This is a genomic window from Streptomyces sp. NPDC102467 (assembly GCF_044765445.1).
GTDB lineage: Bacteria > Actinomycetota > Actinomycetes > Streptomycetales > Streptomycetaceae > Streptomyces.
The window spans coordinates 146,277-161,259 of sequence record NZ_JBIWKA010000003.1 but is presented as its reverse complement, the minus strand read 5'-3'; the positions used below and the strand labels follow the sequence as shown (position 1 = coordinate 161,259).

Annotated in this window: 13 protein-coding genes; 7 read left to right on the top strand and 6 right to left on the bottom strand. The window is 72.4% G+C overall.

Going from position 1 to position 14,983, the window contains the following annotated elements:
• Positions 1 to 74 precede the first annotated feature (74 nt).
• On the bottom strand, positions 75 to 449 hold the full coding sequence (locus ACIREE_RS06595) for an STAS domain-containing protein (protein WP_404147223.1): 375 nt from the start codon (positions 447 to 449) through the stop codon (positions 75 to 77).
• Positions 450 to 779: 330 nt separating this feature from the next.
• Between ACIREE_RS06595 and ACIREE_RS06590 the strand changes: the two genes are divergently transcribed.
• Together ACIREE_RS06590 and ACIREE_RS06585 are read left to right on the top strand one after the other, a co-directional pair.
• Positions 780 to 1,352, top strand: a complete 573-nt coding sequence (locus tag ACIREE_RS06590; protein WP_404147220.1) for a sigma-70 family RNA polymerase sigma factor — start codon at positions 780 to 782, stop codon at positions 1,350 to 1,352.
• Positions 1,349 to 2,593 (top strand): maleylpyruvate isomerase N-terminal domain-containing protein, encoded by a 1,245-nt coding sequence (locus tag ACIREE_RS06585; RefSeq protein ID WP_404147217.1) that lies wholly within the window; start codon positions 1,349 to 1,351, stop codon positions 2,591 to 2,593. The genes ACIREE_RS06590 and ACIREE_RS06585 overlap by 4 nt, the downstream gene beginning before the upstream one ends.
• A 238-nt stretch (positions 2,594 to 2,831) precedes the next feature.
• Here ACIREE_RS06585 and purU read toward each other — a convergent pair whose 3' ends face one another.
• Complete coding sequence (gene purU / locus ACIREE_RS06580; protein ID WP_404147214.1) at positions 2,832 to 3,710, bottom strand: formyltetrahydrofolate deformylase; 879 nt, start codon at positions 3,708 to 3,710, stop codon at positions 2,832 to 2,834.
• A gap of 54 nt (positions 3,711 to 3,764) precedes the next feature.
• On the bottom strand, positions 3,765 to 4,265 hold the full coding sequence (locus tag ACIREE_RS06575; protein ID WP_404147212.1) for a hypothetical protein: 501 nt from the start codon (positions 4,263 to 4,265) through the stop codon (positions 3,765 to 3,767).
• Positions 4,266 to 4,382: 117 nt separating this feature from the next.
• Between ACIREE_RS06575 and ACIREE_RS06570 the strand changes: the two genes are divergently transcribed.
• A complete protein-coding gene (locus ACIREE_RS06570; RefSeq protein ID WP_404147209.1) occupies positions 4,383 to 5,651 on the top strand; it encodes an ABC transporter substrate-binding protein in 1,269 nt (422 codons plus the stop codon).
• 29 nt (positions 5,652 to 5,680) lie between these two features.
• Here ACIREE_RS06570 and ACIREE_RS06565 read toward each other — a convergent pair whose 3' ends face one another.
• Both ACIREE_RS06565 and ACIREE_RS06560 read right to left on the bottom strand, forming a co-directional pair.
• Positions 5,681 to 7,171, bottom strand: a complete 1,491-nt coding sequence (locus tag ACIREE_RS06565) for a hypothetical protein (protein ID WP_404147206.1) — start codon at positions 7,169 to 7,171, stop codon at positions 5,681 to 5,683.
• A gap of 177 nt (positions 7,172 to 7,348) precedes the next feature.
• Positions 7,349 to 8,737, bottom strand: coding sequence for a transcriptional regulator (locus tag ACIREE_RS06560; protein ID WP_404147203.1), 1,389 nt, complete (start codon positions 8,735 to 8,737; stop codon positions 7,349 to 7,351).
• 315 nt (positions 8,738 to 9,052) lie between these two features.
• Between ACIREE_RS06560 and ACIREE_RS06555 the strand changes: the two genes are divergently transcribed.
• The 4 genes from ACIREE_RS06555 (at position 9,053) to ACIREE_RS06540 (ending at position 14,022) form a co-directional block, all read left to right on the top strand.
• Positions 9,053 to 9,739, top strand: coding sequence for a bifunctional DNA primase/polymerase (locus ACIREE_RS06555; protein WP_404147201.1), 687 nt, complete (start codon positions 9,053 to 9,055; stop codon positions 9,737 to 9,739).
• A 55-nt stretch (positions 9,740 to 9,794) separates the two neighbouring features.
• Positions 9,795 to 10,577 (top strand): ABC transporter ATP-binding protein, encoded by a 783-nt coding sequence (locus ACIREE_RS06550; protein ID WP_404147198.1) that lies wholly within the window; start codon positions 9,795 to 9,797, stop codon positions 10,575 to 10,577.
• Positions 10,574 to 12,145 (top strand): transporter, encoded by a 1,572-nt coding sequence (locus tag ACIREE_RS06545; RefSeq protein ID WP_404147196.1) that lies wholly within the window; start codon positions 10,574 to 10,576, stop codon positions 12,143 to 12,145. The genes ACIREE_RS06550 and ACIREE_RS06545 overlap by 4 nt, the downstream gene beginning before the upstream one ends.
• Positions 12,146 to 12,642: 497 nt before the next feature.
• Positions 12,643 to 14,022, top strand: coding sequence for a PAS domain-containing protein (locus ACIREE_RS06540; protein WP_404147193.1), 1,380 nt, complete (start codon positions 12,643 to 12,645; stop codon positions 14,020 to 14,022).
• A gap of 31 nt (positions 14,023 to 14,053) precedes the next feature.
• On the opposite strand, the gene ACIREE_RS06535 is transcribed toward ACIREE_RS06540, so the two are convergent.
• The gene (locus ACIREE_RS06535; RefSeq protein WP_404147191.1) at positions 14,054 to 14,818 is read right to left on the bottom strand and encodes an SIS domain-containing protein; all 765 of its coding nucleotides are present in this window, start codon (positions 14,816 to 14,818) and stop codon (positions 14,054 to 14,056) included.
• Between the last annotated feature and the right edge of the window lie 165 nt (positions 14,819 to 14,983).

The window sequence follows — 14,983 nt, the reverse complement described above, 5'->3', positions numbered from 1 at the left end:
CAGGGCCACAAGTGCGACGTTCGTGGCAGGACCGGAGGATTTCCGGGACAAGGAGGTGGCCCGGCGTCTCCCTGTCAGGCCGACAGCGGCTCCGCCTCGTCGTCCACCGCGGCCGCGACGTCCGGGTACACCTCGAAGAGGCGGCGGACGCCGAGGGCGGCGAGCACCCGGTTCACGTGCGAGCCGTCCTCCGCGCCCTTGGCCGGCAGGATCACCCGGAGCCGGCCCTGGCAGGAGCGCATCAGACGGCGGGCGGCTATGAGCACACCGACGCCGCTGGAGTCGCAGAACAGCACGTCGGAGAGGTCGAGCACGACGCTGCGGCGGCCGTCGGCGACCGCTTCGTGGACCTGCTGGCGCAGCGCCGGGGAGGTCACGAGGTCCATCTCGCCCGACACCCGCACGACAGCCCAGTCGCCCCGTCCTGATTCGGTCACCCTGAGCGTCACTCGCCGCGCCTCCTCTCACTCATGATCCGGAACCTGTCACTACGCTTGCACTGCGCGGCTGCCCGGCCGCACCGCGCTGAAACAACCCCTGCAGACCTATCACATATGGCCTGGTTAAGACCTGGCCGGTCGCATTCGAGCATTTCCGGTCAGGGAGTTGGGGTCGGAACGAACCGGATCCGCTTGCTCTTTGTCACCCACAGCCACACCGGAAAGCACAATGCGGCAAAGGGTCGTGCGTTGTCGGCCCCGCGGACTACATTCGAGTAGGAAGCACGCGGTTCGAGAGTTACGCAGTTCAGGAGTACGGGCGGTCGGTGAGGGGGCCCCATGCCCAAGGACACTCCGTCCCGCTGGGACCGGAGGATGCAGCAGCGCCTCGCGCACGGGGAGGCCGCCGCGCTCGGCGAGCTGTACGACCGGTTCGCGTCCCTGGTGCACGGACTGGCCCATCGCGTTCTGGACGACGAGGACGCAGCCGACCAGATCACCCGCGAGGTCTTCACCCGCATCTGGGAGAACCCCGACTCCTACGACCCCAAGCAGGGCCCCCTGCGCTCCTTCGTCGCCACGCTCGCCCACCACCAGGCCGTCCAGCGGCTGCGCCAGACCGAGTCCGCCGCCCTCGTACGCAGCGGCCTCGGCACCACCGAGGATCTGGAGCGCAAGGTGCGCCGCGCCTCCGCCGCGGCCCGCGCCGACTACATCGTGACGTCGATGCCCGCCCCACTGCGCGCCGCCCTGGAGCTCGCCTACTTCCAGCGCCGTGACTACCGCCAGACCGCCGCCGACCTCGGCGTCACCGAGGACGAGGCGCGCCGCCGCCTCCGCCTCGGCCTGCAACTGCTGTCCACGGCGCACGACAGCGGCACACCGCCAGGCCGGTACGGGAGGCCGGCGTGAGCGGGACCCACGGGCCAGGGCGCTTCGATCCCTTCGACGACGAACCGGAGGGCGGGCAGCACGCCGGCGGTCCGGCGGACGCGCCGCGCATACCGGGACCCCGCGTCTCCGTCGAGGACACCGGACGCCCCCTTCCCGGTCTGCCCGCGCCCGAGCGTCTCTCCCTCGACCACCGCGTCCTCAAGTCGCTGCTCGGCGCCTGGGCGCTCGCCGCCTGCTCCCCCGAGGAGTCCGCGGCCGTCGACGAGCACCTGGTCGACTGCGGCACCTGCGCCGAGGAGGGGCTGCGGCTGCGTGACGCCGTCGGCCTGCTGCACGCCGAGGAGACCCTCGACCTCGACCCGCTGCTGCGCTCCCGCGTCCTGGAGGGCTGCCTCACCCGACGCCCGGCGCGCATCCCCGTCCCCGGCTGGGCCACCCCGTACGACGCCGAGACCGCCCGCCTCGACGCGCTGCTCCAGGACATCGGCGACGGCGAGTGGCACGCGCCGGTGCGCCTGCGCTGGTACGAGCACGAGGAGCAGGTCAGCCGCAGGACCACCGTCGCCGGGGTGATCGCCCACCTCACCAGCGTCGACGGCCTGATCGCCCGCGCCCTCGGCCTCGACGACCCCCTCGGGCCGCCCACCCAGGACACCCTCGGCCCCGCCGCCCGCACGGAGGCGTACTGGAAGGCGTCGTACTACCCGCCGACCCGCGCCGTGCGCGCGCCCTGGCGGGACCAGTCCCACGCACTGATCCGCACGGTCTCCTTCGCCAGGTCGGACGCGCCGGGCGCCGCGGGATCGGGCCAACTCCCGATCTCCTACGGCGACTTCGACCTGGCCCTGCGCGACGCCATGATCGACCGGGCCTTCGAGTGCTGGATCCACGCCGGTGACATCGCCGACGCGGTGGACTACCCGTACGAGCCGCCGGCCCCGCGCCACCTCAACCGCATGATCGACCTCGCCGCCCGGATGCTCCCCGGCTCGCTCGCCGCGCGCGGTGCGGCTGCCGCCGGTGCGCCCGGCCGCAGTCTGCGCCTGGAGGTCGAGGGGGCAGGTGGCGGCGAATGGCTGATCGCGCTCGACGGCGGCTCCACCGGGCGGGAGGTCGCCCATGTCGCCCTGGACGGGGTGGAGTTCTGCCGCCTCGCCGCCGGCCACGTCTCGCCGGACGAGGCCGCGGCGGGGCAGCTGGGTGACCGGGAGGCGATCAGGGACGTCCTGTCGGCGACGGCGGCGCTGAGCCGGATGTGAGCCGTTGCCAAGTGCCGGCCGGTGGGGGCTGGTCGCGCCCCGCGGCGGAGCCGCTGATCGATACGGCCCCGCGCCCCTGAAATGCGCACTGCGTGCGCCATTTCATAGGCGTGCGTAGCGCGCCCCTATGGGGCTGCGGCGGAGCCGCATGCTCCATAGGGGCGCGGGGAACTGCGCGACGAGCCCCCACCGGCCCGCACCCGGAAACCCACGGAGAGACCCGCCCCCCGGCGACGGGCTACGCGAAGACGACCGTCCGCCGCCCGTTCAGCAAAATACGCCGCTCCGCATGCCACTTGACGGCCCGCGCCAGCGCCTGGCACTCGACGTCGCGCCCGAGCGCCACCAGCTGATCGGGCGTGACACCGTGCCCGACCCGCTCGACCTCCTGCTCGATGATCGGCCCCTCGTCGAGGTCGGCGGTCACGTAGTGCGCGGTCGCCCCGATCAGCTTCACGCCCCGGGCGTGCGCCTGGTGATACGGCTTCGCGCCCTTGAAGCTCGGCAGGAACGAGTGGTGGATGTTGATGATCCGCCCGCTCAGCTGCTTGCACAGGTCGTCCGAGAGGACCTGCATGTACCGGGCGAGCACGACCAGCTCGACCCCCTCGTCCCGCACCAGGTCGATGACCTGCTGCTCGGCCATCGCCTTGGTCTCCTTGGTGACCGGGATGTGGTGGAAGGGAATGTCGTACGAGCCGACGAGCTCGGCGAAGTCCCGGTGGTTGGAGACCACGGCGGCGATGTCGACGGGCAGCGCGCCGATCCGCGCCCGGAAGAGGAGGTCGTTCAGGCAGTGGCCGAACTTGCTGACCATCAGGACGATCTTCATCCGGTCCGAGGCCCGGTGGATCTGCCAGTCCATCTGGAACGAGTCGCCGATCGCGGCGAAACTGGCGCGCAGCTTCTCCGCGGTGACGGGGGCTTCCGCGCTGAAGTGGACGCGCATGAAGAACAGTCCCGTGTCGTGGTCACCGAACTGCTGACTGTCCTCGATGTTGCAGCCGGTCATGAAGAGGTAGCTCGACACGGCGTGCACGATGCCCTGCTTGTCGGGGCAGGAGAGGGTGAGGACGTACTGCTCGGGGCCGGTGGCGACAGGCGCGGACGCGTTCATGCGAAAAGGTTCGCACATCCCTCTGTTCCGGACCTACGCCAGACCGGGCCGGACCTACGCGGCCCGCGTCACGATCCGCAGCACTTCGAGGGTCTGGGGCGGCGCCCCGGGATCGTCACCGTCGCTCGTGGCGAGCCGCACGTGCGCGTCCCAGGCCGCCTGTACGGCCTCCGGCCATCCCGGATCGTCCAGGTAGACGGAGACGTGCGCGTCGGGACCGACCTGGTGCATGATCCGCAGGACCCGCAGCACGGCGGCATCGACCAGGGCCGCCTCCTGCGCGTCCCTGAATATCGTTCCGACGTATTTCTCGGCGGACCAGTTGTCCAGCCAGGTGTCCTCGACCAGGCGGTAGACGGCATCGGTCACGTCCCCGTACCCGTCCACACCGGCCAGCCAGACGTTTCGCTGGAACGAGGGGTCGGAGAGCATGTGCAGCGCGGAGCGCACATTGCTGCGCCAGCGCCACCACGGCATGTCGTTGAGTGGCATGCCGTCCATCTTTGTGGAGCGACGGCCGCGACGGGAAGAGTTCTCCGAGCTTTGCACGGTCATCGATCGTACGTGCCGGGCTCCGGCGCCCCGACCACCCCCCGTAATTCACCTGCGCGTCACCACACGTCGACCCCGGGTCACTCGGCGGTTCGGGATGCGGGGGAATCGTGCGGGACCATGACCGGTCGGCGTCACACCACCATCAGAGGCACCTTCCGTATCGCTGCCGTCGTCACGGGTGCTGCCCTGGTGACCGGCTGCGGACTGGTCCCCGGGGCCACCGAGAGCTCGGGGGACGGCACGGTCACCGTGATGACCTGGGCCCCGGAGAAGACCGACGCGACGAACATGCCCGGCATGCCGGCCATGGCCCGGGCGTACGCGCGCTGGGTCAACGCCCACGGCGGCATCGGCGGCCGCAAGCTGAAGGTCCTCACCTGCAACGACCACAACGACAGCGTCGCCGCCGCGAAGTGCGCCCGCACGGCCGTCGACCAGCACGCCGTCGCCGTCGTCGGCTCCTACAGCCAGCACGGCCGCGCGTTCCTCTCGCCGCTGGAGTCCGCCGGCATCCCCTACATCGGGGGCTACGGCGTGAGCGACGCGGAGTTCACCAGCCCGCTCTCCTACCCGGTCAACGGCGGCCAGGCCGCCCTCCTCGCGGGCAACGGCGAGCAGCTCGCCGCCGACTGCGGCCGCACCGTCCTGATCCGCCCCGACACCATCACCGGCGACGAACTCCCGACCCTGCTGAACACCGGCCTCGCCCTGCGCGACCGCCCCGCCGCCACCGACCTGCGCGCCCCGGAGAACGCCACCGACTTCGGCGGCCAGGCCCGCCGGGCGCTGGCCACCGCGAGCGCCGACCCCGGCGGCAACGGCTGCGTCGCGGCCGTCCTCGGGGACCGTACGGACAATTTCTTCGACGCGTTCCGGCGGCTGCGCGCGGACTATCCGGCGGTCCGCACCGCCACCGTCCTCGGCAGCGTCGACCAGACCGTCATCAACCGCACCGGCGGCGCGAGCAGCCCCTACGAGGGCGCGTACGTCACGGGCTGGTACCCGGCGGCCGACGACGCGCGCTGGAAGCCGATGCGCAAGGCCATCAGCGAGCAGGCCTTCGGCGACAACAGGATCGACCCGGCGGACGCGGGCGTGCAGACCACCTGGATCGCGTACACCGTCCTGAAACAGGTCATCGAGAAGCTCGGCGACGCCGAGGTGACCGCGCGCGCCCTGCAGATCTTCCTCGACAAGGGCAGGGAGGTGACCACCGGCGGCCTCACGCCGACGCTGCGCTGGGGCTACGACCACATGTCCGCGGCCGGCGACTTCCCCCGCCTGGTCAACGCCCGGGTCGCCTTCCAGAAGGTGCGGCAGGGCCGTCTCGTCGCGACCCGCACGGGCCTGGTCGACGTGATGGACACGCTGGCGAAGGCGCCCTGAGCAGGGCGCCCCGCACTACGACCGCCCGCTCACAGCTGTACGGCTGTCCGCTGGGTCAGCCCGTACTTCGTGGCGATCTGGTTCCACAGGCCTGCGGCCTTCGTCTTCTGGGTGGAGGCCGTCCCGCTGGACGAGTCGCCCGCGTGGCGCTGTCCTGTCACCTTGGCGTGCCCCTTGTGGCAGCCCTTCTTCCCGGCCGCCTGGTCGCCCCACGCCGCGTAGTGGCTGTCCGCCGACGCGGACGCCTTCCACGCCTGGGTGAGCGCCTCCTTCAGCTCGGCGTTGCCGGGGAGCTGGTCCATGGCGAGGCCGTTGAGACGGGTCACCAGGTTGGTGCGCTGGGTCGCGGCGTCCCGCAGCGCCTGGGAGGCCGGGCCGAGCTCCTTGCAGCCGCCGATGTTGGCGACGGCCCCGACGACGGCCTCGCGGCTGTTGTTGGAGTCGGCGAGCAGCTTGTCGAGGGCGACGGCCTGCGCCTTCGCCGGGTCGGCGGCCGGCGACGACTGGTCCGAGGCCGCGGGCGCGGAGTCCGAGACGGTCTTGGTGGAGTCGGCCTTCTTGTCGTCGTCACCGCCGCTGAGCAGGGCGCCCGCGCCCACACCGACGATGAGCAGTCCGACCCCGATCGCGGCGATCAGCGGCACCTTCGAACCGGTGCGGGCCTTGCGGCGCGACGGCTCCGGCTCGTACGACTGCTGCGGCGGAGGCGGGGTCTGGGGCCCGCGCCCGCCCGGGGCGTGCTGCTGGGCGTGCGGGTCGAAGCGCGGCATCTGCTGCGTCGACGCGGCCTCGCCCTCCGGCTGCTCCGTACGGAACAGGGCGTCGAACTCGGCCGGCGGCTGCCGCTCGCCCGGCGCGCCGGGGCGGATGTCGTAGGGCGCACCCTGCGGCGCCGACGGCTGCGCGGGCACCGGCGGTATGTACTGGGTCGCCTCGCTGTCCGGGCCCCCCGGTACCGCGTCGGGCAGCGCCCCCGGCATCGGCTGCCGTACCGCGCGCCCCAGGAACTGCGTGGCGTCCGCGACGGGCGCCTCGGGCGGCAGCGGAGCGGCTCCGTACTGCTGGGGCTGCTGGTACTGCTGCTGAGGCAGCGGCTGCGACTGCGGCTCCGCGACCGGCGCGATGTACTGCGTGGCGTCGCCGTCGAAGGAACCGGCGTACGCGGCGCCGTAAGCGCCGCCGTGCGACCCGTCGTAGCCGGTGGGCGCGGCGGGCGGCAGCGGGGCCGCGGCGCCGTGCCGGGGCGGCAGCGGCTGGGGCTGCGTCTGCGGCGGCAGCGGGGCGCCCGCCTGCTGCGGCTGCCCCCACTCGTACGTCGGCATCGGCCCCGCGGCCTGTGCCTGCTGGGACTCGGGCCCCCACGGCTGGCCCCACGGGGAAGCGCCCGCGGGTCCTGCCTGGTCGCCGAACGTGCCCGGCAACAGGGGCTCTCCGCCGTCCGCGGGCAGCACGACGCCTTCATGCGCCTGCCGTGCCGCGGGGAGATGCGGATCTTCGCCCTGTCCGCGCTGCTGGGTCACCGGGACTCCTACGTATGGGGGACCTTCGGAATCGTCGGCTCACGCTACCGGGTCCCCGTACGCCCGTGCTACGCACCTCAAAACCCGGGAGCCTCCCCCGTGACGGGAGTAACAAAACAAGGCTGTCGGGCGCTGATTACGCGCCCTGCCCCCGGCTTTCGTCCCTCGTCCATCGATTTACGCGGCCTGCAGCTCCACCCGCGCCCCGAACTCCCGCACCACAGGCTCCTCCCGGAACGGTTCCAGCCGTTCTCTGAAGTCCTCCAGATACTCCGCGCCCCGGTTGGAACGCAGCGTGCCGAGCAGCTCCACGGCCCGGTATCCCGTATGGCAGGCCTGCTCCACCTCGCGCTGCTGCACCTGTGCCGTGGCCAGCAGGACGAGCCCGATCGCACGCCGCCTGGCCCGCGACTCCGGGTGCCCGGCGAGCGACTCCTGCGCACATCGCGCGGCGTCGCGCGACTGCCCCAGATCCCGGTGGCAGTGCGCGAGTTCATCGGCCAGATAGGCGCGGTCAAAATGGCCGATCCACACCGGGTCGTCCCCGGAATCGGGCCGCCCCTCGGCTCGCTCCAGCGCGGCGACCGCCTTGCCGGAGGCGTCCTGGGCGGACCTGGCGTCCCCGAGAAGAGCGTGGCCGCGCGCTTCGGCGGCGTGGAACATCGCCTCCGCGCGCGGCGTCACACGTCCGCGCGCCCCCTCCTGAGCCGCGCGGGCGAGCTGGGCGATCTCGCGCGGATTGCCGAGCTGCGCCGCCAAGTGGCTCATGGACGCGGCCAGTACGTACCCGCCGTAACCGCGGTCCCCCGCCGCCTGGGCAAGTCTGAGTGCCTGGATGTAGTAGCGCTGGGCGAGGCCCGGCTGCCCGGTGTCGACGGCCATGTATCCGGCGAGCTCCGTCAACCGGGCGACGGCGGCGAACAGTTCACGCCCCACCGCCTCCCGGTACGAACCGGCGAGCAGCCCGCTGACCACACTGTTCAGGTAATGCACGACCACCGGGCGCACATGCCCGCTGCCGTACTGGTGGTCGAGGTCGGTCAGCGCCTGCGTCATCGCCTGCACCGCCGCCACGTCCGACGGGCCGACGCGCGGCCCCGCGGCCCGCGCGACCTGCGAATCCGGCCCGGAGATCAGCCAGTCACGGCTGGGCTCGACGAGCGCGGACGCCGCCACCGAGGACCCGGACAGGAAGTCCCGTCGCCCTACGTCACTTCGCCACAGCTCACACACCTGCTCGATGGCGCCGAGCACGGTCGGCGAGAACTGCAGGCCGACGCCGGACGCGAGGTTCTTCCCGTTGGCCATGCCGATCTCGTCGATCGTCACGGTGCGGCCGAGCTTGCGGCCCAGCGCCTCGGCGATGATCGCGGGTGCCCGGCCGCGCGGCTGCTGTCCGCGCAGCCAGCGCGCCACCGACGTCTTGTCGTAGCGCAGATCGAGACCGTGCTCCGCTCCGCACATGTTGACCCGGCGGGCCAGACCCGCGTTCGAGCAAGCCGCCTCCTGGATGAGTGCCTGCAGCCGTTCGTTGGGCTGTCGCGCGACGAGTGGCCGTGCGGCCATGGCTAACCCCCTGCTGTGCCCGTCTCCCGGTGTCCGGCTGCCGATGGACAGCCGGTCGATGGATCAATGCCCGGCGGAGAAACGGAAGATGCACCACAAACGGGTATGAAAGTGCGCGCCCGGCGTGGCGTCGCCACGTGTGGACCTCTGCTCCGGTCTCGCCGTCGTTCCCCCACCGCACTACCCATCCCCCGCGGCCGCCTCGCATGCGCGCCCCCACCCATGCATCCATGCGCCCCACATGCGGGGAGGATGCTCCCGCCCCGCCCTTGTGTGCGCCCGTAACCCCAGATGGCGCCGGGAGTTGAGAACGTCGTGGAAGAGACCCTCGCAGGCACATCGGACGTCACCTCACCCGTCACCGCTGCCGGACAGATCCCTCAGCAGCGCGGCGAATCCCTCCTCGACACGGCCGTGCGCTACGCGGAAGAGCGGCACTGGGACGTGGTCCCCGGCACCTGGCTGGAATTCGACGAGGGCGTCCAGCGCTGCTCGTGCGACGACGTCCGGTGCGCGACGCCCGGCTCCCACCCCGCGCGCCCCGACTGGGCGTCGCAGGCGACCGGCAGCGCGACGGTGGCCCGCCGCATGTGGTCGAAGCACCCGAAGGCGTCGATCCTGCTGCCCACGGGCCGTACGTTCGACGCGATCGACGTGCCCGAGACCGCCGGGTTCCTCGCGCTGGCCCGCATGGAGCGCATGGAGCTCACGCTCGGCCCGGTCACCTGCACCCCCGACCGCCGCATGCAGTTCTTCGTGCTGCCCGGCGCGACGCTCAAGGTCCCCGACCTCATCCGCAAGCTGGGCTGGCCGCCGGCCTCCCTGGACCTGGTGGCACTCGGCGAGGGCCAGTACGTGGCGGCGCCGCCCACCCGCTTCGGCAGCCAGGGCGCGGCCCAGTGGGCCTGCCGCCCCACCGCGGCGAACCGCTGGCTGCCCGACGCGGAGGAGCTCATCTCCCCGCTCGCGTACGCCTGCGGGCGCGAGGAAGGCCGCGGCTAGGGTCGTCGTATCGTGCGCGGACGCACGACAACGCCGGTGAAGGGAGCGGGCCCAGGTGACCTCGGCCGAGGAGACAGCAGCCGTACGCGTACATGACCTCTGGAAGTCCTTCGGGCGGCAGACCGCGGTCGCGGGAATCGAACTCGTCCTGCCCGCGGGCAAGTTCATCGGGCTCGTCGGTCCGAACGGGGCCGGCAAGACCACCACCCTGTCCATGGTCACCGGGCTGCTGCGGCCCGACCGCGGCACCGTGCACGTGGCGGGCCACGACGTCTGGGCCGACCCGGCCGAGGTCAAGGCCCGTATCGGCGTCCTGCCCGAGGGCCTGCGGCTCTTCGAGCGGCTGTCGGGGCGTGAACTCCTCGCGTACACGGGCAGGTTGCGCGGCCTGCCCGGCGCGGAGGTCGACAAGCGCGCGGCCCAGCTCCTGGACGTACTCGACCTCTCCTCGGCCCAGCACAAACTGGTCGTCGACTACTCGACCGGCATGCGCAAGAAGATCGGCCTCGCCGCGGCGCTCCTGCACAACCCCGAAGTGCTCTTCCTGGACGAACCGTTCGAGGGCGTCGACCCGGTGTCGGCCCAGACGATCCGCGGGGTCCTGGAACGCTTCACCCGGGGCGGGGCGACCGTCGTCTTCTCCTCCCACGTCATGGAACTGGTCGAATCGCTCTGCGACTGGGTCGCCGTGATGGCGGCGGGCCGCATCCGGGCGCAGGGCCCCCTGGCCGACGTACAGGGGGACGCGGCCTCGCTCCAGCAGGCGTTCCTGCACCTGGTCGGGGCGGGCGGCCGAAACGACGGCACCACCCTCGACTGGCTGGGCGGCGGACGATGACCCGCGTACTCGTCCAGCTCAAACTCGCTCTCCTCCGCAACGGCCTGCGCCAGTCCGCCGGACGGCGCGCCGCCTACATCGCCTCGGTCGCCGTCGTCCTGCTGATCGCGGCGCTCCAGCTGCTCGGCCTGGTCCTCCTCCACGGAAACGCGCACGCCGCAACCGTCGGCGTCCTCCTCACCGCCCTCCTCGCGCTCGGCTGGGCGGTACTGCCGCTCTTCTTCCCCAGCGGCGACGAGACCCTCGACCCGACCCGCCTCGTGATGCTGCCGCTCCGCCCCGACCCGCTGGTACGCGGGCTGCTCGTGGCCTCCCTTGTCGGCATCGGGCCCTTGTTCACGCTCTGCCTGACGTTCGGCGCGGCGTACGCGGCCGCGCGCGGGCCCGCGGCCACGGTCGTCGCGGTACCGGCCGTCCCCCTCGCCGTCCTCACCTGCGTCGCGCTCGCCCGGGCCGTCGCCGCCGCCAACATCCGGCTGCTCACCAGCCGCAAGGGCCGCGACCTCGCCGTCCTCAGCGGCCTCGTCGTCGCGATCGGCGCCCAGCTCGTCAACTTCGGTGCGCAGCGCCTCGGTTCGGCGGGCGGGGTGGGGGCCCTCGACCCCGTGGCGGACGTGCTGCGCTGGGTGCCCCCGGCGTCGGCGATCGCCGCGGTCGATGCCACGAGCAGCGGCTCGTACGCCGTCGCGGCGGCCCAACTGCTGCTCTGCGCATGCGGGTTGGCGGCGCTGCTCGTCAGCTGGCGGCGCTCCCTGACCCGCCTGATGACGTCCCCCGACGGGTCGACGATCCAGGCCGCGGAACCCGTCCGCCGCCGCACCGGCAGCGGCCGGCGCCTGCTCCCGGACGGCCGCACCGGCGCCGTCATGGAACGCAGCCTGCGCTACGTCTGGCGCGACCCGAAGACCAAGGCCGCCTGGATCACGTCCCTCGCCATCGGCCTGATCGTCCCGGTCCTCAACGCCCTCCAGGGCACCGGCTCCGTCTACTTCGCGTGCTTCGCCTCCGGCATGCTCGGCATCCAGATGTACAACCAGTTCGGGCAGGACACGTCCGCGTTCTGGACAGTGGCGATGACGATCGCCTCGCCCCGCGACGCGTACGCGGAACTGCGCGCGCGGGCCCTCGCGCTCCTCCTGATCACCCTCCCCTACGCCACCCTCGTCACCGTCGTCACCACGGCGATGCTCGGCGCCTGGGCGGACCTTCCCGAGGTCCTGGGCCTGTCCTTCGCGCTCCTCGGCGCCATGCTGGCGACGGGCGCCTGGTCCTCGGCCCGCTTCCCGTACTCGATCCCGCAGGAGGGCTACAAGAACGTGGCCCCCGGCCAGGCCGGTCTCGCCTGGATAGCCATCTTCGGCGGCATGGTGGCCGCGGCCCTCCTCTGCGCCCCCGTCCTCGCCCTAACGATCACCCTGCACGCCTCGGGCGCGGACGCCTGGACCTGGCTCCTCCTGCCCGTCGGCGCGGCCTACGGCGCGGCAGCGGCCTACTTCGGCGTGCGCCTTGCGGCCCCGCGCACGGCGGCGCGGCTGCCGGAGATCCTGGCGGCGGTGAGCAAGGGCTGAGAGCGCCCCGCGGGGCCGGAACGCAGGCGACCCGCGAGCCATGGTTCCTCCCGTACGAGACGGTCGGAAGCCGGCCGGACGTACCGGCGGCTCGCGGGTCGGGTGACTGCTTGGGAATAAGGCCGGCTGCACGCACAACACACGTGCTGGCCCGGCGCCGTATTCGAGACGCGACGACGGGCCGCTAGCCCGCAGTCACCTCAGACGTCCGGTGTTCATACATGCTCCGAACCACCTCCTCTCTGCTGTGGTGCACAGCCTAGGAAGCAACACCTCGGGTCTCAACCGGTTTTCGAGCCCCTGCGACTCGGGGCGGACGGATGGGGCGGCCGTCGGGGTGGTTGCCATAGGAGGCATGCTGGGTGGGTGATCTCGTCGGATTCTGCAAAGTTGACCGAACTCCGTGTGGGATGCGTCACGTTCGAGTTGAATGATCTGAAGCAGTACGGAGACTGCGCGGTATTCGTAGCGCCGACACAGCCTGCAGGGGGTGCCAGGTGAGTGCTTCCCGGCGTAGTGGGACCACCGATGCGCTCGGGCCCGATGAGCCCGAGCGGGACGGGGCCGATCTGCTGGCCGCGTTGCTGGACGGGATGGATGCCGCGCTGTGCGCCTTGGACGCCGATGGGGTGGTGACCCATTGGAATCGGGAGGCCGAGCGGATTCTGGGCTGGTCGGCCGAGGAGGCCGTCGGGCGTACCGGGTTCGCGGGGTGGGCCGTGCGGTCCGCCGACGCGGACGAGGTGCAGGAGCGGTTGCTGGCCGCGATGCACGCCCCGGGGCGGCAGGTGAACGAGTTCGCGCTCGTGACCAAGGACGGGGGCCGGGTTCTCGTACGTACGCAGTCGGCTGCCGTGCGGGCACCCGACGGCAAGCCTGCCGGGGTGTACTGCGCCTTCAGTGAGGTGCATACGCAGATCGATCTGGAGCGGTCCATCGCACTGAGCGAGGCGCTGTTCGAGGACGCCGCGTGGGGTGTGGTGCTGGTCGACGCCGATCTGCGGCCCGCCGTGGTGAACGCGCACGCCGCGCGGGCCCTGAACTCCGGGCGCAGCGCGGTGCTCGGGCGCCCGCTGGGGGATCTGATCTCCCAGGGCGTGGAGGAGCTGGAGAGCGCCCTCGCCCATGTGCTGTCGGAGGGCGCGCCGCCCTCGCCCACGGAGGTGTGGGTGACGCTGCGGCTGCCCGGCGAGAGCGGGGTGCGGCAGGAGCGCCGGTGCTGGCGGAGCGGGTTCGTACGGCTGGCGTCGCCGCTGGCCGAGGAGCCGGTGCCGCTGGGTGTCGGATGGCTGTTCCAGGACGTGACCGAGGCCAAGCAGATCGAGCAGGAGGCGGCGGGGCTCCGGTTCCGGGCGCATCAGTTGCACCGGGCGGCGCGGGCGGCCGCCGAGTGCGAGGATCCGGCCGAGGCGGCGACCGTGCATCTGGATTTCGCGCTGGCCGGGTTCGCCGACCACGCGGTGATCGACCTGGTGGAGAACGAGGAGCCGCTGCGCCTGGTGCGCGCGGCCGCCACGCCGTCGGGCGCGCCGGGACCCAGCCTGCTCGTGACGCGGGGCGCGCTGCCCGTGCGGTACGGGGAGGGGCATCCGGCGGTGCAGTGCGTGGAGCGGGCCGGTTCGGTGCGGGCCGCCGTGCCGGAGCCTGCGGGTGCCGGTGCCGCGGAGTGGGCGGCGGCCCGGCAGTGGCCCGAGGGGTCGGTGTACGCGCTGTGCGCGGTGCTGCGCAGCCGGGGTCGCACGCTCGGGGTGGTGACGTTCCTGCGGGGCGTCAGCCGGGCCGGGTTCGAGCGCGGGGACGCGATGTACGCGGAGAGCGTGGCCGTACGGATCGCGGCTCTGGTGGACCTGGCGGCCCTCGGTTCGGCCGGGGCCTGAGGGCCGCTCCGGGTCTCCGTACGGGCGCTGCTCAGTGCTGGTAGAAGATGCGGTCGCGGTACTCGGCGAAGACCTTGGCGTTCCAGTCGTGGCCGCCGTCCACGTTGCCGGAGCGGAGCAGCGGTGGCTGGATGCCGCGGTCGGCGAGGGATGTGGCGCAGGTGGCGAGGGTGGCCTGCATGAGGGCGCTGGTGGTGACGGTGGAGGCGGAGGCGAAGGGGGCGTCGACGCCGTCGTGGCGGAGTTCGGCGTCACCCACCTCGATCTTCGAGTCGAGGACGATGTCGCAGTGGTCGCGCAGGTACGTGCCGGAGACGTGCCGGGATTTCGGGGCGTCGGGTCCGGTGGCGTACGCGAGGGAGGTCACGCCGATGACCTTGAGGCCGAGCGCGCGGGCGTTCATGGCCATTTCGACGGGGAGCGCGTTGCGGCCGGAGAGGGAGATGATGACGAGGGCGTCGCCCGCCGTGGCGGGGCTGGAGTCCAGGACCGCGGCGGCCAGTCCTTCGACCCGCTCCAGGGCCGAGCCGAGGGTGGCCGGCATGACGTCCACGCCTACGGCGCCGGGGACGGCCAGCAGGTTCATCAGGGCGAGGCTGCCCGCGCGGTAGACGACGTCCTGCGCGGCGAGCGAGGAGTGTCCTGCGCCGAAGGCGAAGAGGCGGCCGCCCGCGACTACGGTGTCGGCCAGCAGGGTGCCCGCGGCGGTGATGTTCTCCGTCTCCTCGTCGCGGACCCGCTGGAGCAGGCCGATCGCGGCGTCGAGGTACTGCGTGACCGGCTTGCTCTCGCGCATCGGCGTAGCCCCCAGAGTCGTGGTGTCGCGGATCACGGTGCGGTCTGGACCAGGGCCGTGTCAATACGGTCCTGGGCCTTGCCCGGCCGCTGTTTCCGCGGCGCGGGACGGTTGTCAGTGGGATGCGTCAGAATTGACGGCAGGGCTGGACTCTGCTGCTGGGTC